The following is a 20,249-nucleotide window of genomic DNA, read 5'->3' on the forward strand; positions in this document are numbered from 1 at the left end:
ATGAGTCGCAGTCACTACCGCCGCCAGACGGGCACCGGCCTGTCCCGGCGCCGGGTTCTCACCGTCGCCGCCACCGTCGGGGTCGGCGCATCCGTCGCCGGTGTCGCCGGGCTGAGCCTGGCCGGTGAGCGCAAGGGCGACGGCAAGGACGACGGCCAGCCGTTGGTGTTGTCGCTGGTCGACGCGAAGAAGGGTGTGTTCGACGTCTTCAGCGGTGGCCAGAAGCTGAAGCTGGAGGACAAGAAGCTCGCCGAGCAGCTGCTCAAAGCCGCCAAGCGCGGCTGACTCCTCCTTCCCCCGACGACTTTAAGGACCCCCCTTGTCTTCGCATCGTGAAGCACCGGAGATCAGCAAGGACCCGGTGGCGGACAGCTCCGACCTCTACGCGTTCGTGAGCCCGGACCACCCGGACACCGTGACCCTGATCGCCAACTACGTTCCGCTCCAGCCCCCCGCGAGCGGACCGAACTTCTTCGAGTTCGGCGACGACGTACTCTACGAGATCCACATCGATTCCAACGGCGACGCCCGCCCGGATCTCACGTACCAGTTCCGGTTCCGCACCGAACTGCGTAACGACAAGACGTTTCTCTACAACACCGGGCCGATCGAGTCCCTGGACAGCGAGAACTGGAACCGTCGCCAGTTCTTCTCGGTGACCAGGGTGGACGCTCACGGCAAGCACACCGTGCTGGCCGAGAAGCTGCCCTGCCCGCCCTGCAACGTCGGTCCGCTGTCCATCGCGGACTACGACAAGCTCGCCGCCGACGCCGTGCACAAGCTGAAGTCCGGCGAGCAGGTCTTCGCCGGGCAGCGCGCCGACGCCTTCTTCGTCGACCTCGGGTCCATCTTCGACCTGGGTACGCTGCGTCCGTTCCAGAACGCGCACCTGGTCGGCCAGAAGCTCTTCAACTACGCCGGCAAGGCGGTCAACGCCACCGACAAGACCAACGTGCACTCCATCGCCGTGCAGGTCCCGCTGCACATGGTCCGCAAGGACGGCAAGAAGAAGGTCCGCGGCCGTGACGCCGGCGCGGTGATCGGCGTGTGGACCTCGGCCAGCCGCCGCCAGGTCCAGGTGCGCAAGGGCAAGGGCGAGGACGACGTGTACGTCGGCCCGCACACCCAGGTCTCCCGGCTCGGCAACCCGCTGTTCAACGAGGTCATCGTGCCGATGGCGCAGAAGGACCTGTGGAACAGCCTGCCGCCCAGCGAGGACAAGCGGTTCGCCGAGTTCGTCGCCACCCCCGAGCTCGGCGCGCTGCTGCCGGTGCTCTACCCGGGCGTCTTCGACAAGCTGGCCGAGCTGAACAAGGCCGGCGAGCCGCGCGCCGACCTGCTCGCGATCCTGCTCACCGGCATCCCGGACGGGCTGATCGACGAGTTCCAGAACAACACCGGCGAGACCCAGGCCGACATGCTGCGGCTGAACACGGCCATCCCGCCGGCCAAGGAGGAGAACCCGTTCGGTGTCCTCGGCGCCGACCTGGCCGGGTTCCCGAACGGCCGGCGGATCGCCGACGACGTGGTGTCGATCTCGCTGCGGGCCATCGCCGGTGTCACCGTGCCGCTGGTCAACGCCGACTTCAAGCCGGACGACGCGGCGGCGCTGGTCGAGCAGGGCCTGACCATCAAGAACGTCAGCGCCCCGCTGCTGAAGAAGTTCCCGTACCTGCCGACGCCGTTCGACGGTTTCAACAACCCGCCGGCGCCCGACGCTGCGAAGGCCAAGAAGTGACGGTCGGCGCGCATCACCACCACACCCTGGCCCCCAGCGGCCAGGGCACGGTGGTGCTCAACATCGGCGGTTCGATCGGCGCCATGGTCATCCACACGCCGGGCAGCCTGCACGGGCACGAGATCGAGGTGTCCCCGCTGTCCGACCCCACGCGGCGTACGCACGCCGCGGTCCGCGCCCGCTACGTGCGCGGCGGGGTGCTGTGGAGCGTCGTCATCGACGACCTGCCCGAGGGCCGGTACGCCATCTGGCGCGACCCGGTCACGGTGCTCGCCGAGGTGGACGTCACCGGTGGCATGGTGACCGAATATGAATGGCCGGTCCCGGTGACTGTCTGAGAGTCACCGTAGGACTACAGTCGGCGGATGGTGTCGAGGGGGTCGGACGCGGAGGCGGGCATTCCGGTCCGCACCACGCTGCGGACCAACGACCTCGACGAGGCCGGCCGGTTCTGCCGCAAACTGTTCTACGACAGCGTGCGGGTCCGCCCCCTGGGCGACACCCGCACGCTCGACTTCCAGGCCGAGGGCCTCGGCCTGGGCGCGGTGACGATCGGTGAGCTCGGGTACGGCGCCGACGTCTTCGTCACCACCTCCCACCTGGAAGACGCCTACCACGTGCTGGCCCCCCTGACCGGGGCGGTCCAGTCCCGTCAGCTCGGCCATGTGGTCGCCGCCGACGCGTCGTGCGCGGTTGTCCTCCAGCCGGTGGGCGAGGTCGAGCTGCGCCTGGGCGCCGACTGCCGCCTGCTGAGCGTCAAGGTCGACCGCGCCACCCTGGAACGCGAGGTCGACGCCGCCCTCGACCGCCAGGTCACCTCGCCCATGCCGCTCGCGGCGAGCTTCCCCACCGGCACCGGCCGGGGCCGCAGCTGGGCGGCCATGGTCCGCCAGCTGCTGACCGACATGCGCGGCCACAACCCGTTGATCGCCCGGCCCCAGATCGCCAAGCAGTGGCGCGACCTGCTGATCACCGGCCTGGCCCTGACGGTCGAACACCCGTTCTCGAACGAGCCCGCGGCCCGTCGCCCCCGCACGGTCAAACGCGCCCTGGACGCGATCCAGGAGCGCCCCGGCCACCCCTTCACGGCCGGCGACCTGGCCGCCATCGCCGGCGTCGGGGTGCGCGTGCTGCAGGACGCCTTCAAACAGCACGTCGGCATGTCCCCGATGACCTACCTGCGCCGCTTCCGCCTCGACGGAGTCCACCGGGAGCTGTCCAACGGCGACCCGTGGCGCACCACCGTCAGCGACGTCGCGGCCCGCTGGGGTTTCGCCCACCTGGGCCGCTTCGCCGGTGACTACCGCCGCCGCTTCGGCGAGTCACCCTCACAGACGCTCCGCGATCGTCGCTAGCGCAGCACAACCTGGTCGAGCGACGCCGCGCTGATGGCGCTCGGTACCTTGTCGAGCCGGACGGTCACGTTGTAATACGTCGAGCCCATCAGCCGGTACTCGCCGTCTCCGCCGATGACGAAGTCGCCGCTGCCCTTCACCAGGTCGTCCGGCAGCAGGTAGAGCAGGTAGGACTCGTCCTTCTTGAGGAACTCCCGGCCGTACATCGGCGGGTCGATGGTCGAGCCAAGCTGTTTGACGATGACCTTCGCCGGGGCCGGGGGTCCGCTGACCGACCGTTCGACCTGGAACACGACCCGGGTGACCCGGGCGCCGGCCATCGGCAGTCCGTCCGGGATGACCGTGACGCTGGAACTCCGCGGCTTGCCGACCACCACGAAGGTGGCCTCCTGCCGGGTCTCCGCCAGCGACTCGGCGGGCCGGACCCGGCTCGGACCTGGACCGTACATCTCCTCGGCCGCCGCCGCGGACAACGGAAAGGTGCCGGCCGGAGCCGCCTGGGATCCCACATTGCTGACCAGCGTCACCGCGGTGACAGCGACAACGACGCCTGCGATTGATGTCAATACGTTGCTTCGCACGTCACGTCCTCAGTAGATGATGTTGGCGCGCTGAATGTCTCTGTCCTGCGGCGTATTGATGCGGCAGGTGTTCCACCGGCGGAGGGTCTCGGGGTCCATCAGGGCGACATTGGGGCAGCTGCCCGCCGTCCCATGGGCCAGACCGAGCGCGTGACCGATCTCGTGAGCCAGCGTGGACTGCCGTTGGGCGGCCGAATCGGCGCTGCCGTCATCCTGACCCTCGGCATACCACCGGTTGATCGCGACGTGGGGTGAGAGCCTCCACAGCCCGTCCGTGCAGACCGGATCGTAACTTCCGCCGTTCACCACGGTGTACGTGACGCCGTCGGACTCGATGCCGTTGATGATCGGGCCGAAATTCGGTGACTCCAGCAGCATGTTGGCGCCACTGCTCACCTTGGTCAGGTGCACCTGCGCGGCCGAATTGTTCCAGGCGGCGGCGGAATTGGAGGCGACCGAGGAATAGCTGGACGACGTCGTGTCGTCCCGCCATTTCAATTCCAACCCGGAGCCGGAGAAGTGGCAGGGAAACGCCGGGACCGGATCGGCACTGGCTGGCGACACGTCCAGCAGCACAGCGCTTACCGTCAAGGCCAGGACAGTCGGGACCACGTACGAGGTTCGTCTCACGCTCGACCCTTCTTTATGGGGATAATTGTCCTTTCCGTGGTCGATCGTACATTGTGGATTGTCAGCCTCTCAATGAATTGCAAGTTGCGGAATCACATAGACTTTCGTCAAGGTGTTGTGAGCCTCTGCCCGATTCTCCGGCGGCCTGATCTCGGCTAGGCTGCCGTGACCGCGAATCAAGGGCGGATGGTCAGGGGCGAGCTGATCGGCGACTCGTTGCCCGAGCGGTCGAGGCCGCTCAGGCAGTAGGTGCCGGGCCCGGGTGCGGCCGGCGCGGTCCCGGCGCGGCCGGTCGACACGAGCGCGGCCTTGGGGCCGTCCACCCGGTACAGCGCCCAGGACGCCGGCTTCTTGTCGCCGGCCTGCCAGTCCAGGGCCATGGTGCCGCCGGGGGCGGACTTGCGGGCCGCCACCAGGCGCGGGGTCGACGGCTGCTCGTTCGGGAGTTGCTTCATCAGCGGGACCAGGGCCGGCGACGCGTAGTGGGCCTTGCGGTAGCGGGACACCGAGCCCAGCCGGTCGGCCCGGATCTGCTTGGCGCTGAAGTGGACGCTGCCCTGCACGGCGTACTGGTCGTTCAGGGCCAGCTGGCGGTCGATCTGGGCCGGATCGCTCCACGGCCCCTTCTCGCCGACACGGTAGTCACCCTGGCCGATGTAGAGCTGCACGTCGGTGCCTTTGACCAGCTTGGACCACCAGGGCAGGACCTTCTCGTACGCGGCCTTGTCGAAGCCGATGGCCCAGTAGAGCTGGGGCACGATGTAGTCGACCCAGCCCTCGAGGACCCAGGTGCGGGTGTCGGCGTAGATCTCGTCGTTGCTCTGCAGGCCCTTGGAGTCGGAGCCCAGCGGGTCGGTGCGGGCGTTGCGCCAGATGCCGAACGGGCTGATGCCGAACTTCACCCACGGCTTCATCTGCTTGATGCGCTGGTCCATCTCGCGGACCAGGGTGTTCACGTTGGCCCGGCGCCAGGCCGCCTTGCTCTGGCCGGGCCGCGCGTACTTGGCGTAGCTGGCGTTGTCGGGGAAGTCCTGGGTGCCCTCGGGGTAGGGGTAGAAGAAGTCGTCGAAGTGGACGCCGTCGACGTCGTACTTCTGCACCGCCTCGAGCATCGAGTCTTCGACGAAGCGCCGCGCCTCGGGGATGCCCGGGTCGAAGTAGAGGCGGGCCTTCGGGCCGGTCGGATAGGAGATCGACCACTCGCGGTGCTTGATCAGCGGGTGGTTGGGCGCCAGCTTGGCGAAGTCGGCGCCGGGTCCCTTCGGGCCGGGCTGGGTTCCGCGGTACGGGTTGAACCAGGCGTGGAACTCCAGGTTCCGCTGGTGCGCCTCGTCGATCATGAACTGCATCGGGTCCCAGCCGGGGCTCTTGCCGTCCCGTTTGCCGGTCAGCCACTCGGACCAGGGCGCGTACTTCGACTCCCAGAACGCGTCGCCGCTGGGCCGCACGTGCACGAAGATCGCGTTGTGGTTCTGGGCCTGGGCCAGCGCCAGCCAGTCCAGGTACTCCTTCTTCACCTGCGCCTCGGACAGGTCCGGCCGGCTCGGCCAGTCGATGTTGGTGACCGTGGTGAGCCACATGCCGCGCAGTTCGCGGGGCGCGTCCACCGGCACCCCGGCGCAGCGCCCGGTGACGCCGGTGACCGGTTCCGCCGCCGCCGGCCCGACCGGCTGGGCGGCGGGTGGTTCGTACGTGGCAGCCCTGATCAGACCCACCGCGATGGCGGCCAGGGCGATCACCGAGACCACCACGATCGCGGTGATCTTCAATGGCGGTCGGCGCAGGCGCATGGCCCCCAGTGTGCCTTGCGCCCACGAACGGCTCGTAACAGGTCGTAGAGTCCGGGGCGTGACGGTGATCGTGGTAGGGGCGGGCATAGCCGGTCTGGCCTGCGCGCGGGAGCTGGTCGACGCGGATGTTCCGGCCCGGGTGATCGAGCGTGGGCGCGTGGTCGGCGGGCGGTTGGCGAGCAAGAGATTCGACGGCCGGTACGCGGACATCGGCGCCGCCTACCTCACCGCGGACGACCCGGCCTTCCAGGGGCGGCTGGACAGCTGGCGGGTGGCGGGACTGGCACACCCGTGGACCGACACGTTCGCGGTCGACGACGGCGGCGAGCGTTCCACGACGACCGGGCCGGCGCGCTGGTCGGCGCCGGGCGGGCTGCGGAGCCTGGCCGAGGACCTGGCCGGTGAGCTGGACGTCACGCTGGAGCAGGAGGTGCGCACGCTGCCCGAGGCGGACGCCGTGGTGCTGGCGATGCCGGCGCCGCAGGCCGAGCGGATCACGCCGGTGGGCGTACTCCAGGAATGGTCCCCGGTGCTGGCCGCCGTGCTGACCTTCCGGGAGCGGACCTGGCCCGGCTTCCACGGCATGTTCGTGAACGGCCATGACGTGCTGGCCACCGTCTGTGATGACGGGGACCGCCGGGGCGACCGCGCGCCGGTGCTGGTGGCCCACTCGACCGGCGACTTCGCCCGGCCGCATCTGGCCGAGCCGCTCGCGGCCGCGGCGGAGCTCGAGTCGGCCGTACGCAAGCTGCTCGATCTGCCCGCCGCCGAGTCGGTCCGCGTGCACCGCTGGACCTTCGCGCAACCGTCGCCCGGCGGCGGCGAGCTGTTCCACCGCCAGGGCGACGTCTACGTCTGCGGCGACGCGTTCGGCCGGCCGCGCGTGCAGACGGCCTGGCTGAGCGGCCGGGCCGTCGCGCGGGACATCATGCGGAGCATGAAAAAGTAGGCTCAGACCTCAGAGCAGGCTGCGGTAGACCTCGAGGGTGTCCTCGGCGATCGTCGACCAGGAGAACTTCTCCACGGCCCGCCGCCGCCCGGCCAGGCCCAGCTCCTTGGCCCGCGCCGGGTCCTGGAGCACGCCGGTCAGCGCCGACGCCAGGTCGGCCACGAAGCGGTCCGGGTCGACCGGGGTGCCGGTGCCGTCCGCGACCTGGTCGATCGGCACCAGGACGCCGGTCTCGCCGTCGGCGATCACCTCGGGGATGCCGCCGGTCGCGGTCGCCACCACCGCGGTCTCGCAGGCCATCGCCTCCAGGTTGACGATGCCCATCGGCTCGTAGATCGACGGGCAGACGAACACCGTGCCGTGCGTCAGCACCTGGACGACCTCGTGCTTGGGCAGCATCTCCTGCACCCAGATCACGCCGTTCTCGTCGCGGGCGTTGCGCAGCTGGATGGCCAGGCCCTCGACCTCGGCGGCGATCTCGGGCGTGTCCGGCGCACCGGCCAGCAGCACGATCTGGACGTCGGACGGCAGGTCGTGACAGGCCCGCAGCAGGTAGGGCAGTCCCTTCTGCCGGGTGATCCGCCCGACGAAGACCACGCTGGGCCGGCTCAGGTCGATGCCCAGCCGCTCGATCACGTCCGTGCCCCGGTCGGGTTGGTACTGCTCGGTGTCGATGCCGTTGTAGACCACCCGGATCTTGGATTCATCGACCGACGGGTACGCCGTGAGCACGTCACGCTTCATGCCGGCGGACACCGCGATCACCGCGTCGGCGTTCTCGATGGCCACCCGCTCACAGAACGAGGACAGCGCGTACCCGCCGCCGAGCTGTTCCGCCTTCCACGGCCGCAGCGGCTCGAGGCTGTGGGTGGTCACCACGTGCGGCACGCCGTGCAGGAGTTTGGCGGTGTGGCCGGCGAAGTTCGCGTACCAGGTGTGGCTGTGCACGATGTCGGTGCCCTCGCACCCGGCGGCGATGGCCAGGTCGATGCCCATGGTGCGGAGCGCGGCGTTGGCGCCGGCCAGCTCGGCCGGTTCCGGGTACGCCGTGACGCCCGGCTCGTCGCGCTTGCCCCCGAAGCAGTGCACCCGGACGTCGGCCAGCGGGCGCAGATCACGGGCGAGGTACTCCAGGTGGACGCCGGCGCCGCCGTACACCTCCGGGGGGTACTCACGGCTGATCAGATCCACACGCAGGTCTTGGGAGGTCACGACACTCAACTTAGCCGCTTCGACTGGCGTTCGCGCAGCCAGAAAGTTAGCGTTCCTCCATGGCTGTCAAGGTGCTCGCGATCGTACTGGCTGGTGGCGAGGGCAAGCGCCTGATGCCCCTCACCACCGACCGGGCCAAGCCCGGCGTCCCGTTCGGCGGCATCTATCGCATGATCGACTTCGTGCTCTCCAACCTGGCCAACGGCGGGTATCTGAAGATGGTGGTGCTGACCCAGTACAAGTCGCACTCCCTCGACCGGCACATCTCCAAGACCTGGCGGATGTCGACGCTGCTCGGCAACTACGTCACCCCGGTGCCGGCCCAGCAGCGGCTCGGTCCGCGCTGGTTCGCCGGCTCGGCCGACGCCATCTACCAGAGCCTGAACCTGATCAACGACGAGAACCCCGACTACGTCATCGTCTTCGGCGCCGACCACATCTACCGGATGGACCCGGGCCAGATGGTCGACCAGCACATCGCCTCGGGCGCCGCGGTGACCGTGGCCGGCATCCGGCAGCCCAAGGCGATGTCCGACCAATTCGGAGTGATCGACATCGATCCGGCCAGCCCGCGCCGGATCCGCGAGTTCAAGGAGAAGCCGGTCGAGGTCGACGGCCTGCCGGACGCGCCGGACGAGATCTACGCGTCGATGGGCAACTACGTCTTCACCACGCGGGCGCTGTGTGAGGCGGTCACCCGGGACGCGCAGAACCCGGACAGCAAGCACGACATGGGCGGCAACATCATCCCGATGCTCGTCGAGAAGGGCGAGGCGTGCGTCTACGACTTCCGTGACAACGCCATCCCGGGCAGCACCGACCGCGACCGCGGCTACTGGCGTGATGTGGGGACGCTCGACTCGTTCTACGAGGCCCACATGGACCTGATCGCCACCTCGCCGGTCTTCAACCTCTACAACCACGAGTGGCCGATCTACACCAACTACGGCTCGTGGCCGCCGGCCAAATTCGTCCATGGGTACGACGACCGCCAGGGCCGCGCCGTCGAATCGATGATCTCGCCCGGTGTGGTCGTCTCCGGCTCGCTGGTCGACCGGTCGGTGGTCTCGCCGAACGTCCGGATCAACTCCTGGGCCCACGTCGAGGGCTCGGTGCTGATGGAGGGCGTGCAGGTGGGCCGGCGCGCGGTCATCCGCAACGCGATCATCGACAAGAACGTGATCGTGCCCGAGGGCGCCCAGATCGGTGTCGACCTCGACCGTGACCGCAAGTTCTACACGGTCTCCGACAACGGCGTGGTCGTCATCGGCAAGGGGCAACAGGTCGAGCTCTGACGGGTACGGCCGGGAGGCGCCCTCCCGGCCGTACCCGCCCGCTCGATCACGGGATGCAGTTGTGCCCCTCGTTGTGCGTGTACTCCGCCGCCGAGAAACTGGCCGAGAACCGCCGCACCTTGATCTCGAAGCAGCCGTCCGCGTCCACGGCGTCCTGCGCGGCCCGCTCGACGTTGTAGACCGTGCCGATGCCGATCGCGGTGCATCCGGCCTCGGCCAACGGGAACGCCGGGCCCCAGGCCGCGGTGATCGCGGCGCAGGCGACCGCCTCCGTGACGGCCGATCCGGCCCCGTTCTCCGGGTCGTTGAGCGCGTCGTTCAGCATCCGGCTCGCGCCCCGGCTGAAGTAGTACGACTGCGTCCCGATGCCGCCCAGACCCTTGGTCAGCACCCCGTTACCGGCCGGCGAGAATTCCGCGTCGCCGTCCGGCATCCGCGGCAGGCCGATGGTGAGACCGGCCGGCGAGTTGGCGATGCGGTCCAGCGCCGTGATGGTGATCGGGCCCGCCTCACCGTCGGCGTCCAGCCCGGCCGCCACCTGGAAGTAGTACACGGCCAGCCGGGTCCGGGCGCCGTACTGGCCGTCCGCTCCGACATCCATGCCCAGCGCTTCGAGCGATTCCTGCATCGAGCTGACACACGGCCCCGACGAGCCCATGATCAGCAGCTGGTCGGTGCACGTGGTCAGGCTCGGTGTCCCGGCCGCCTGAGCAGCCCCGGCGCCGGCTGGAATCAGCGCCAGCCCCGCCGCGACCGCCAGCATGATCTTTCGTACCCACATCTCCGTCTCCTCCCGCTCGGGTTCACCGCCACCACGGGCCCGGCGCGAAGAAGGTTCACGTGCTTTCGCTCCGGCTCCAGCCGATGGCCGGGGCGATGTGCTTGGTGATGGTCTCCAGGATCCGGGCGTTGTAGGCGACGCCGAGCTGGTTCGGCACGGTGAACAGCACCGTGTCGGCGGCCCGGACGGCCTCGTCGGCGGCCAGTTCCTCGGCGGCCTCGGCCAGCTCGATGGTCTGCAGCAGCGCGTCCGCGGCGCTGCGGGTCTCGGAGCCGGCCGCGTTGCGCCAGTGACCGAAGGACAGGAAGCCGATCTTCTTCACGTGGCCATTGAACCTCGGCCGTCCATCAGCGGCTCGGGGTCGCGTCCATCAGCGGCTTGGGGTCGCCTCCGTCAGCGCCCCGACGACCTCCTGGCCGGCCTGAACGGCGCCCACGACCCGGCGCGGATCACCGCCCTGCTCCGCCGCTACAGCGCCGAGCGACGGTAGGGGCTCGGCTCGGGTTCATTCGTAGTGGTAGCGGCAGGAGATGACGGCGATCTCGGCCGGCTCGACGGCGTAGATCAGGCGGTGTACCAGTGAGACGGGGTCAGCGGGCGTGGGGGACGCGGCCGGTCAGGCGCTGCCAGAGCCAGCTCGACGGGACGGAGCGGGCGCGAAGGACGTACTCGCTGACGGCGTCGTTGGTCATCGTGTCGGCCAGGTGGCGGCGGGCCGACGGGCGGCCGATCAGCAGGAGCTGATCGCCCGGGGTGACGGGGGTGTCGTCGCCGGGGGCGAGGATCGTGGCGCCGGTCTCGCGCATCAGCAGGAGGGGCACCACGGCCAGGGGGCGGTCGCGCTGGTGCGGGGTGCGTAGCAGGTCGGCCAGTCGGGCCTCGCCTCCGCGCAGCCAGGAACCCAGCGCGGGCGCCTCGCGGCTGGTCAGCGCCACCTTCCAGACCTCGCCCAGGCGGCCGCCGCACTGGTGCCGCAGGCGGTCGACCAGGCCGGTCGCCCACTCGTCGCTCTCGGACAGCATGTTCTGGAGGAAGCGCCACAGCAGCGGGGTGCTCAGCTGCGCGTAGACCTCGCGGGCCATGACCTCGGTGGGCACCATGAGCCAGTCGGCGTCGACCGCGGTGAACAGCGGGGCGTCGGCGGGGCGGTTCTGGCGGGCGGCGATGAACAGGTCCGGGTTGATCTTGCGGGCGGCGGCGATGAGGGAGAGGTTCGTGGTGTCGTTGTGGGTGCCCGCGACCAGGCCGACGGCCTGGTCCAGCTCGGCGCGGGCGATCACCTCCGGGTCGGACGCGTCGCCCACGATGATGTCGGGGCCGGCGTCGGGGTCGAGGTCGATGATGGTCACCTCCAGGCCCTCGGCTCGCAGGTCGGCGGTGAGTTCCCGGCCGAACCGGCCGTGGCCGCACACCACCCAGCGGCCGGTCGCCGGGGCCTTCCCACGCTCCGGCAGGTCGGCCCCGGGCCCGCTGACCAGCCACGACATCAGCTGGTACGAGGACGGCGCGTGCAGCGCCAGCCGGAGGTGGTCGCCGAACCGGTCGAACGGGTTGACCACGGTCGGCGTCCCGAAGGCCTTCATCCGGTGGGCGATGGTCGGCGAGGTGGTGCGTGCGATGACGCGTACGTCGGGCCGGACGAGCGCGGCCGTCATCGTCACCAGCAGGTTGACCTCGTCATCGTCGGTGAGCGCGAGCACGCCCTCGCAGCGCGGGTGTTCGAGCCCGGCCATGCCCAGGGTGTGCGGGTCGCGGGCGTCGGCGGCCAGGCCGGGCACGTCGGCGTGGTACTGGTCGACGTCGAGCGAGTCGACGCGCTCGGACGAGGTGTCGAGCACGACGAAGCGGCGGCCCAGCGCGTCCAGCGACCGGCCCAGCAGGCGCCCGGTCTGCCCGTACCCGACCACCAGCAGGAAGGGCTCACGCAGCCGGGCCACCGTGCGGGTGAAGCGTTGCAGCGCGAGCGCCTGCCGGAAGGCCCGGTCCTGCAGCAGCGTGAGGAGCGACCCGATCGCGTACGCCCAGCCGATCACCGTGAAGTAGATGGTGGCCATCACCCAGAGCCGCTGCGCACTGGTGAAGGGGTGCGGGATCTCCCCGTACCCGATGGTGGTCGCGGTGTAGCTCATGAAGTAGAACGCGTCGAAGAAGCCCATCCGGGTCGGCTGCCCGGCCGCGTCCCGCCCGGGGATCAGCGACAGGCCGAGGACGCTCACCGCGAAGATCAGGATCAGGACGATCAGCGGTACGCGCATCCGGCGCAGGATGAGGAAGATCGTCGGCGAGTTCTCCCGGCCGCGCATGGGGTGGCCGCGCCGGGCGGTCATCGGCGATGGAAGGACACGGTCTCGATGACCAGCAGGACCACCGAGACGAGGTTGGCCAGCAGCGCGCCGCCGGACAGCGACACCACGCTCGCCATGGCCTGCGGGTCGAGGCCGGCCGAGGAGATCTGGCTGGCCCAGGCCCAGGCCAGCGCCGCCGCGATCAGCTGGAGGTCGGCCACGAGGCTGGTGGCCAGGTGGACCGCGCCGATCTGGGTGCGGTCGCCGAACTTGAGCACGGTGGCGATCAGGCTGACGACGACCGCGGCGAACAGCTCGTAGACGTTGTGCAGCGCCGGGTCGGACAGGTCGCCGATGAAGAAGCCGAAGTTGAGCGTCGCGGCGAGCAGGACGAAGAATCCGAAGATGACCTTTTCCAGGCTCACCCGGTCACCGTACCGTCGGCGACCTCCAGATGCCGGGTGGTGTGGACGGCTTCGAGCATGCGGCGGTCGTGGGTGACCAGCAGGAGCGTGCCGGTGAACGAGGACAGGGCCTGCTCCAGTTGCTCGATGGCGGGCAGGTCGAGGTGGTTGGTGGGCTCGTCGAGGACCAGCAGGTTGACGCCCCGGGCCTGGAGAAGGGCCAGGGCGGCCCGGGTGCGTTCGCCGGGGGAGAGGGTGGCCGCGGGGCGGCGGACGTGGTCGGCGCGCAGGCCGAACTTGGCCAGCAGGGTGCGTACATCGGCATCGTTGAGTTCGGGCACCACGTTGCCGAAGGCCCTGGTCAGCGGCTCGCCGCCGAGGAACAGGCCGCGGGCCTGGTCAACCTCGCCGACCACCACGCCGGGGCCGAGGCGGGACTCGCCGGCGTCCAGCGGGAGGCGGCCGAGCAGGGCGGCCAGCAGGGTGGACTTGCCGGAGCCGTTGGCGCCGGTGATCGCCACCCGGTCGGCCCAGTCGATCTGCAGGGTGACCGGGCCCAGGGTGAAGGCGCCGCGGCTCACCACGGCGTCGCGCATCGAGGCGACGACCGCGCCGGATCGGGGGGCGGCGGCGATCGTCATGCGGAGGTCCCACTCCTTGCGGGGCTCGTCGACGACCTCCAGGCGCTCGATCAGCTTCTCGGTCTGTCGCGCCTTGGCCGCCTGCTTCTCGCTGCTCTCGACCCGGAACGCCTTGACGTTCTTGTCGGGATCGGTGGCCTTCCGCCTCGCGTTGCGGACGCCCTTCTCCATCCAGGCCCGCTGGGTACGGGCGCGTTCGAGCAGGTCGTCCTTCTTCTCGGCGTACTCGTCGTATTCCTCCCGCGCGTGCCGGCGGGCCCGCTCGCGTTCCTCCAGGTACGCCGCGTAGCCACCGCCGTAGAGCCGGACCTGCTGTTGCGCCAGGTCGAGTTCGAGCACCTCGGTGACCGTCCGGGCGAGGAACTCGCGGTCGTGGCTGACCAGCGCCACCCCGGCGCGCAGGCCGGTGACGAACTCCTCCAGCCGGCGCAGACCGTCCAGGTCGAGGTCGTTGGTGGGTTCGTCGAGCAGCACGATGTCGAAGCGGCTGAGCAGCAACGACGCCATGCCGGCGCGGGCCGCCTGGCCGCCCGAGAGGGCGGTCATCGGGTGCTCGGGAGCCACGTCCAGCGCGAGGGACGCCAGCGCCATGGGAAGGCGTTCGTCCAGGTCGGCGCCGCCCAGACCGAGCCAGCGGTCGAGTGCCGCAGAGTAGGCGTCGCCGGAGTCGGCGGAGGAATTGGCGAGGGCGGCCGCCGCCGCGTCCATCGCCTCCTGGGCCGGGCCGACCCCGGTGCGCCGGTGGAGGAAGTCGCGCAGCGTCTCGCCCTCGCGGCGCTCGCGTTCCTGGGGCAGGTAGCCGACCGTCGCCGTGGGCGGGCTCAGGGTCACCGTGCCGGCGGCCGCGGGGAGCAGGCCGGCCAGGGTTCTCAGGAGCGTGGTCTTGCCGGCGCCGTTCGCGCCGACCAGGCCGATCACGTCGCCGGGGGCGATGACCAGGTCGAGGTCGGCGAACAGGCTCTTGTCGCCGTGCTCGGCGGCGAGGTTGCGGGCGATCATCGTGGCGCTCATGTCAGGTTCGATGCTAGTGAGCCCGGCGACCGAGTTTTCGCGGGCGGTGACGATCGCGGAGTAGCTTTCTTCGAGTGACAGACGCGCCAACCGCGATGATTCCGGAAACACCCTCCGACCTGCCGCGCACCCTGGGCGAGCTGCGGGCCTCCGGCCACGAGTTCCGCACCGTCAAGGAGGAGCTGCGCGACAACCTGCTCCAACGGCTCCGCAGCGGCGCGCCGCGCTTCCCGGGCATCGTCGGGTACGACGACACGGTGCTCCCCGAGGTCGAGCGCGCGCTCCTGGCCGGCCACGACATGGTCCTGCTGGGCGAGCGCGGCCAGGGCAAGACCCGCCTGATCCGGGGCCTGATCGACCTGCTCGACGAGTGGACCCCGATCATCGAGGGCTCCGAGCTGCGCGAACATCCCTACCTCCCGCTCACCCCGGCGTCCCGGCGGCAGCACGACGAGATGGGCGACCTGCTGCCGGTGGGCTGGCTGCACCGCTCCGAGCGGTACGGCGAGAAGCTCGCCACCCCGGACACCAGCGTCGGCGACCTGATCGGCGACGTCGACCCGATCAAGGTGGCCGAGGGCCGCGCGCTCGGCGACCCCGAGACCATCCACTTCGGCCTGGTCCCACGCACCAACCGGGGCATCTTCGCGGTCAACGAGCTGCCCGACCTGGCCGAACGCATCCAGGTGTCGCTGCTCAACGTGCTCGAGGAGCGTGACATCCAGGTCCGCGGCTACCAGCTCCGGCTGCCGCTCGACCTGCTCCTGGTGGCCAGCGCCAACCCCGAGGACTACACCAACCGCGGCCGCATCATCACGCCGCTCAAGGACCGTTTCGGCGCCGAGATCCGCACCCACTACCCGCTCGAGGTGGAGCTGGAGGTGGCGCTGATCCGGCAGGAGGCGGCGCTGGCCGCGTCCGTCCCCGAGCACCTGATCGAGACGCTGGCCCGATACACGCGTGGGGTCCGCGAGTCGCCGGCGGTGGATTCCCGGTCGGGCGTGTCGGCCCGGTTCGCGATCGCCGCGGCCGAGACGGTCGCGGCCAGCGCGCTGCGCCGGGCGGGGCTGCGCAACGAGAGCGAGGCGGTGGCGCGGGTCTGCGACACCGTGTCGGTCACGTCCACGCTGCGCGGCAAGGTCGAGTTCGACAGCGGCGAGGAGGGCCGGGAGACCGAGGTGCTGGCCCACCTGCTGCGGGTGGCCACGGCCGAGACGTTCCGGGCCCGGCTGGCCGGCCTCGACCTGTCCGGCTTCACCGAGCTGGTCTCCGAGGGCGCGATCATCGAGACCGGCGACCTGGTGTCGGCCGAGGAGCTGCTGGCCCAGATCGGCACCGTGCCCGGCCTGGCCAAGGTGCTCGACCGGCTCGGGCTGGGCGACGCGCCGAGCCCGGCGCAGGCGGCCTCCGGCATCGAGTTCGTGCTGGAGGGCCTCCACCTGACCCGGCGGCTGGCCAAGGAGTTCACCGACGACGGCCGCACCCTCTACGGGAGCTGACATGAGCGGGAGCGGGGAGGCTACGGCCTTGACCACGACGGCGGACGAACGCCGAGCCGCGGAGCGGGGTGGGCAATGAGTGGGAACCGATTCCGGTACGGGGCGTGGCGGGACGGGCCCGACCCGCTCGCCGCGCCGTACGACGTGCGCGGCGCGGTGGACGAGGTCGGCGAGCGGGTGCTGGCCGGCGAGAACCTGCGGGACGCGCTGCGCGATCTGCTGCGGCGCGGGCCGCGGGACGGCCGCGGGCTCGACGACCTGTACGCCAAGGCGCGCCGGATGCGCCGGGACGCGCTGCGCCGGGGCAACCTGGACGGCGCGGTGACCCGGGCCCAGCAACTGCTCGACCAGGCCCTGGCGGCCGAACGCGAGGAGCTGGGCCGGCGCGGCGACGACGACAACGCCCGGTTCGCCGAGGCGATGCTCGACAACCTGCCCCGGTCGACCGCGCAGGCGGTGCAGGAGCTGTCCGAGTACGACTGGGCCAGCGACGAGGCGCGCCAGACGTACCAGCAGATCTTGAACGGCCTGCGGCAGGAGGTCATCGAGCAGCGCTTCGCCGGGATGAAGCAGGCGCTCCAGGGCAACGACCCGGCCGCGAACGCCCGGATCTCCGAGATGCTCACCGACCTCAACGACCTGCTCGGGCGGCACGCCCGCGGCGAGGACACCGAGGACGCGTTCCAGCAGTTCATGGAGAAGCACGGCGAGTTCTTCCCCGAGCAGCCGGGGAACATCGAGGAGCTGGTCGACTCGCTGGCCCGGCGGGCCGCGGCGGCCGAGCGGCTGATGCGGTCGCTGAGCCCGCAGCAGCGCGAGGAGCTGGCCCAGCTGATGGACCAGGCGCTCGGCGACGGCCCGCTGCGGGGCCAGCTGTCCGAGATGACCGATAATCTCCGCGCGCTGCGGCCCGGCCTGAACTGGGGGCGCGGCGAGCGGATGCGGGGGTCCGAAGATCTGGGGTACGGCGACGCGACGGCCGCCCTCGGCGAGCTGGCCGACCTGGACGACCTGCTGGAACAGCTGGGCCAGGAGCATCCGGGGGCGACCCTGGACGACGTGGACGTGCAGGCGGTGGAGCGGCAGCTCGGCCGGTCGGCGGCGGACGACGTGCGGCGGCTGCGCGAGCTCGAGCGGGAGATGCGCCGGCAGGGCTGGGTGACGCGGGACGACGAGGGGCTGACCCTGTCGGCCAAGGCGTTGCGGCGGCTCGGCCGGACGGCTCTGGCCAAGGTCTTCTCCGACCTGTCGGCCAAGCAGCGCGGCCAGCACGACCTGCGCGACGCCGGGGCGGCCGGCGACCTGACCGGCTCGTCGCGACGCTGGACGTTCGGCGACGAGCAGCCGCTCGACGTGGTGCGCACGATCGGCAACGCGGTGCGGCGGCGGGCTTCCGGCCGGTCCACGGCGACGCTGCCGGTGCGGTTGCAGCCGGACGACTTCGAGGTGGCGGAGACCGAGCGCCGGGCGTCCGCGGTGGTCGCCCTGTGCGTCGACCTGTCGTACTCGATGTTCGCCGACGGCCGCTGGGGCCCGATGAAGCAGACCGCGCTGGCCCTGTCCCACCTGGTCGAGACCCAGTTCCCGCAGGACTCGCTGCAGATCATCGGCTTCGGCCCGCTGGCCATGACGCTGTCGCAGAGCGAGCTGGCCGCGATCGAGCCGAACATGGAGAAGGGCACCAACCTCCAGCACGCGCTCAAGCTGGCCGGCCGGCACGTGCGCAAGCACCCCGGCTCCGAGCCGGTGGTGCTGGTGGTGACCGACGGCGAGCCGACCGCCCACCTCGACGACGACGGGCAGCCGTTCTTCTGGTGGCCCACGCTGCCCGAGACGGTGGAGGCCACGGTGCGTGAGGTCGACCAGCTCACCCGGTACGGCGCGACGCTCAATCTGTTCATGCTCGGGGAAGATCCGGGACTGCGGCGGTTCGTGGACGCGGTGGCGCAGCGCAGCGGGGGCCGGGTGTTCAGCCCGGACGTCGAGGAGCTGGGACGGTACGTGGTCGACGACTACGTGCGGTCACGACGAGGACGTGGATGACCGTGCCTCGCGTGTCGGGGAGCGCAGGCTGGTTATAGTGGCTCGGCGAGTGGCCGGAGCGTGCGTTTACCCGAGGGGGTTCGGGTGGCCCGGTGATGAGCGTCGGGGGAGAGGGAGTCGCGATGTCGCAGCAACCGTCTGCGCACGCTCCTGTAGTCGCGTCCCGGCGCATCTGGACCGTTCCGAACGTCATCAGCTTCATCCGGCTGCTCGGCGTGCCGCTCTTCCTCTACCTGCTGCTCGGGCCCGAACATGACATCGCCGCGGTGATCGTGCTGGTGGCCGGGGGCACGACCGACTGGGTGGACGGCTACGCGGCACGCCGCCTCAACCAGGTCAGCCGGCTCGGTGAGCTGCTCGACCCGTTCGCCGACCGGCTCTACATCCTGGCCACGCTGATCGGCTTCACGCTGCGCGAGGTGGTGCCGTGGTGGCTGACCGCGGCCCTGCTGATGCGCGAGGTGGTGCTCGGCGTCGGGCTGCTGGTGCTGCGCCGGTACGGGTACGGGCCGCCGGCCGTGCACTACGTCGGCAAGACCGGCACGTTCGTGCTGCTCGCGGCGTTCCCGCTGGTGCTGCTGAGCCAGGCCCTGCCCGGGTCCGAGCACTGGCTCGGCCCGACCGGCTGGGGCCTGATGTGGTGGGCGCTCGCGCTCTACTGGGCGGCCGCGGTCTTCTACTGGGTCCAGACGATCGGCCTGGTCCGCGCCGAACGCCGGGCCGAGCGGGCCCAGGACACCGACGGCACCGGGCCGGGGGCGCCGACCGGGCCCGCGGCGGTCACCGGATGACGGCCACGGGTGGCGGGGAACGCCGCACGTTCACCCCCGACTTTCTGACCGAGCTGTTCCGGAACCCGCTCGACCCCGGGTACGCCGACGCGGCCGAACGCAAGGCGCGTGGCGAAGGCCCGTCACCGAACGCGCGGAAGACCTACCGGACGATCATGGCGGTCACCCTGGTCTTGCTGGGTGTGCTGCTGGTGATGGCCTACCGGCAGACGATGGAGGACGAGCCGGCCCGCACCCGCGCCCACGCCACCCTGGTCGAGCAGGTGCAGGACCGCCGCGTCAGCAACGGCGAGCTGCAGGAACGCGCCGAGTCGCTGCGGGCCGAGGTGGCCGGCCTGCGCGAGCGCGAGCTGGGCGGCGCGGCCGTGCAGCGGCTGCGTGACCTGGAGGCGGCCACCGGGCTGGCGCCGGTGCGGGGCAGCGGGGCCAAGGTGACGCTGGCCGACGGGGCGACCACGATCAACCCGGTCACCGGCGACCGGCGGACCGAGGCGCAGGTCAAGGACACCGACCTCCAGCTCGCGTCGAACGCGCTGTGGGCGGCCGGCGCCGAGGCCATCGCGATCAACGGGGAGCGGCTGACCGCGACGTCCACGATCCGGCAGGCGGGCGAGGCGATCCTGGTCGACTTCCGGCCGGTGACCTCGCCGTACGAGATCGTCGCGCTCGGCCCGGACGACCTGGAGAGCGAGTTCCGGGACGGGTACGCGGGCCGGTTCTTCGCCGAGCTCGTCAAGCGGTACGGGATGTCGTTCGACGCGGCCGAGGTCGACGACGTCACGCTGGACGCCGCCACCGAGCTCAAACTGCGGGTCGCCAAGCCGATCACGCCCCTTGTCCCTTCGTCCTCACCGTCGGAAGGCGGCCGATGATCGCCGTACTCGCCCTGATCGCCGGTGTCGTGCTCGGCATCGTGTTCCACCCGACCGTGCCGCCGGGCCTGCAGCCGTACCTGCCCATCGCGGTGGTGGCGGCCCTGGACGCGGTCTTCGGCGGGGTGCGCGCCCAGCTCGACGGGATCTTCGACGACAAGCAGTTCGTCGTCTCGTTCGTCTCGAATGTGCTGGTCGCGGGCCTGATCGTCTATCTCGGCGATCAGCTCGGCGTGGGCGGCCAGCTCTCCACCGGCGTGGTGGTCGTCCTCGGCGTCCGGATCTTCGGCAACGTGGCCGCCATCCGCCGGCACCTGTTCCGGGCCTAGGCGCGATGACCGATCCCGACAAGAAACCCGAACCCGAGGCGAC

General features: G+C 70.7%; 21 protein-coding genes. 12 read left to right on the forward strand and 9 right to left on the reverse strand.

From position 1 onward, the window contains the following. Genes AB0M54_RS20530 through AB0M54_RS20545 form a run of 4 tightly spaced genes read left to right on the forward strand, consistent with a single transcriptional unit; the run spans position 1 to position 3,093 of the window. A complete protein-coding gene (locus AB0M54_RS20530) occupies positions 1-285 on the forward strand; it encodes a hypothetical protein (protein ID WP_364326070.1) in 285 nt (94 codons plus the stop codon). A gap of 34 nt (positions 286-319) precedes the next feature. Beyond that, positions 320-1,738 carry a DUF4331 domain-containing protein gene (locus tag AB0M54_RS20535; RefSeq protein WP_364326067.1) on the forward strand — a complete coding sequence of 473 codons (1,419 nt, stop codon included), beginning with the start codon at positions 320-322 and terminating at the stop codon, positions 1,736-1,738. Further along, entirely contained in the window at positions 1,735-2,076 is a 342-nt protein-coding gene (locus tag AB0M54_RS20540; protein ID WP_364326064.1) for a phospholipase, read from the forward strand. Before AB0M54_RS20535 ends, AB0M54_RS20540 begins: the two co-directional genes overlap by 4 nt. A gap of 27 nt (positions 2,077-2,103) precedes the next feature. Then, positions 2,104-3,093, forward strand: a complete 990-nt coding sequence (locus tag AB0M54_RS20545) for a helix-turn-helix domain-containing protein (protein WP_364326061.1) — start codon at positions 2,104-2,106, stop codon at positions 3,091-3,093. Here the strand turns inward: AB0M54_RS20545 and AB0M54_RS20550 are convergent. The 3 genes from AB0M54_RS20550 to AB0M54_RS20560 all read right to left on the reverse strand — a co-directional run bounded on the left by AB0M54_RS20550 (position 3,090) and on the right by AB0M54_RS20560 (position 6,094). Next, positions 3,090-3,659 carry a hypothetical protein gene (locus AB0M54_RS20550; RefSeq protein WP_364473081.1) on the reverse strand — a complete coding sequence of 190 codons (570 nt, stop codon included), beginning with the start codon at positions 3,657-3,659 and terminating at the stop codon, positions 3,090-3,092. The two genes, AB0M54_RS20545 and AB0M54_RS20550, sit on opposite strands and share 4 nt — an antisense overlap. Before the next feature lie 24 nt (positions 3,660-3,683). Next, a complete protein-coding gene (locus AB0M54_RS20555; protein ID WP_364473083.1) occupies positions 3,684-4,250 on the reverse strand; it encodes a reprolysin-like metallopeptidase in 567 nt (188 codons plus the stop codon). A 230-nt stretch (positions 4,251-4,480) separates the two neighbouring features. Then, the gene (locus AB0M54_RS20560; protein WP_364473085.1) at positions 4,481-6,094 is read right to left on the reverse strand and encodes a family 10 glycosylhydrolase; all 1,614 of its coding nucleotides are present in this window, start codon (positions 6,092-6,094) and stop codon (positions 4,481-4,483) included. A gap of 64 nt (positions 6,095-6,158) precedes the next feature. Between AB0M54_RS20560 and AB0M54_RS20565 the strand changes: the two genes are divergently transcribed. Beyond that, entirely contained in the window at positions 6,159-7,043 is an 885-nt protein-coding gene (locus AB0M54_RS20565; RefSeq protein ID WP_364326187.1) for an FAD-dependent oxidoreductase, read from the forward strand. A gap of 9 nt (positions 7,044-7,052) precedes the next feature. Here AB0M54_RS20565 and glgA read toward each other — a convergent pair whose 3' ends face one another. After that, positions 7,053-8,255 carry a glycogen synthase gene (gene glgA / locus AB0M54_RS20570; protein ID WP_364473087.1) on the reverse strand — a complete coding sequence of 401 codons (1,203 nt, stop codon included), beginning with the start codon at positions 8,253-8,255 and terminating at the stop codon, positions 7,053-7,055. 59 nt (positions 8,256-8,314) lie between these two features. Between glgA and glgC the strand changes: the two genes are divergently transcribed. Then, positions 8,315-9,550, forward strand: coding sequence for a glucose-1-phosphate adenylyltransferase (gene glgC / locus AB0M54_RS20575; RefSeq protein ID WP_364326052.1), 1,236 nt, complete (start codon positions 8,315-8,317; stop codon positions 9,548-9,550). A 46-nt stretch (positions 9,551-9,596) separates the two neighbouring features. On the opposite strand, the gene AB0M54_RS20580 is transcribed toward glgC, so the two are convergent. Both AB0M54_RS20580 and AB0M54_RS20585 read right to left on the reverse strand, forming a co-directional pair. Then, positions 9,597-10,331, reverse strand: coding sequence for a peptidoglycan-binding domain-containing protein (locus AB0M54_RS20580; RefSeq protein WP_364473089.1), 735 nt, complete (start codon positions 10,329-10,331; stop codon positions 9,597-9,599). A 55-nt stretch (positions 10,332-10,386) separates the two neighbouring features. Continuing rightward, positions 10,387-10,653, reverse strand: a complete 267-nt coding sequence (locus AB0M54_RS20585) for a hypothetical protein (RefSeq protein WP_364473091.1) — start codon at positions 10,651-10,653, stop codon at positions 10,387-10,389. On the opposite strand from AB0M54_RS20585, the gene AB0M54_RS20590 reads away from it, so the two are divergent. Then, the gene (locus tag AB0M54_RS20590; protein WP_364326043.1) at positions 10,654-10,821 is read left to right on the forward strand and encodes a hypothetical protein; all 168 of its coding nucleotides are present in this window, start codon (positions 10,654-10,656) and stop codon (positions 10,819-10,821) included. Between the two features lie 100 nt (positions 10,822-10,921). On the opposite strand, the gene AB0M54_RS20595 is transcribed toward AB0M54_RS20590, so the two are convergent. From AB0M54_RS20595 to AB0M54_RS20605, 3 genes are read right to left on the reverse strand one after another with little or no spacing between them, the layout of a single operon-like run. Beyond that, the gene (locus AB0M54_RS20595; protein ID WP_364473093.1) at positions 10,922-12,658 is read right to left on the reverse strand and encodes a potassium channel family protein; all 1,737 of its coding nucleotides are present in this window, start codon (positions 12,656-12,658) and stop codon (positions 10,922-10,924) included. Beyond that, positions 12,655-13,041 (reverse strand): DUF6394 family protein, encoded by a 387-nt coding sequence (locus AB0M54_RS20600; protein WP_364326037.1) that lies wholly within the window; start codon positions 13,039-13,041, stop codon positions 12,655-12,657. The genes AB0M54_RS20595 and AB0M54_RS20600 overlap by 4 nt, the downstream gene beginning before the upstream one ends. After that, positions 13,038-14,672 (reverse strand): ABC-F family ATP-binding cassette domain-containing protein, encoded by a 1,635-nt coding sequence (locus AB0M54_RS20605; protein ID WP_364473095.1) that lies wholly within the window; start codon positions 14,670-14,672, stop codon positions 13,038-13,040. The genes AB0M54_RS20600 and AB0M54_RS20605 overlap by 4 nt, the downstream gene beginning before the upstream one ends. A gap of 74 nt (positions 14,673-14,746) precedes the next feature. Here AB0M54_RS20605 and AB0M54_RS20610 point away from each other — a divergent pair, with 74 nt between their 5' ends. From AB0M54_RS20610 to AB0M54_RS20630, 5 genes are all read left to right on the forward strand, one after another. Further along, positions 14,747-16,171 (forward strand): sigma 54-interacting transcriptional regulator, encoded by a 1,425-nt coding sequence (locus tag AB0M54_RS20610; protein ID WP_364326031.1) that lies wholly within the window; start codon positions 14,747-14,749, stop codon positions 16,169-16,171. A gap of 75 nt (positions 16,172-16,246) precedes the next feature. Then, complete coding sequence (locus AB0M54_RS20615) at positions 16,247-18,214, forward strand: hypothetical protein (protein WP_364326028.1); 1,968 nt, start codon at positions 16,247-16,249, stop codon at positions 18,212-18,214. 122 nt (positions 18,215-18,336) lie between these two features. Continuing rightward, positions 18,337-19,005 carry a CDP-alcohol phosphatidyltransferase family protein gene (locus AB0M54_RS20620; protein ID WP_364326025.1) on the forward strand — a complete coding sequence of 223 codons (669 nt, stop codon included), beginning with the start codon at positions 18,337-18,339 and terminating at the stop codon, positions 19,003-19,005. After that, entirely contained in the window at positions 19,002-19,877 is an 876-nt protein-coding gene (locus AB0M54_RS20625; RefSeq protein WP_364473097.1) for a DUF881 domain-containing protein, read from the forward strand. Before AB0M54_RS20620 ends, AB0M54_RS20625 begins: the two co-directional genes overlap by 4 nt. Continuing rightward, on the forward strand, positions 19,874-20,206 hold the full coding sequence (locus AB0M54_RS20630) for a small basic family protein (RefSeq protein ID WP_285686975.1): 333 nt from the start codon (positions 19,874-19,876) through the stop codon (positions 20,204-20,206). Before AB0M54_RS20625 ends, AB0M54_RS20630 begins: the two co-directional genes overlap by 4 nt. Positions 20,207-20,249 lie beyond the last annotated feature (43 nt).

The sequence above is a fragment of the Actinoplanes sp. NPDC051470 genome (assembly GCF_040682035.1).
Classification (GTDB): Bacteria; Actinomycetota; Actinomycetes; order Mycobacteriales; family Micromonosporaceae; genus Actinoplanes.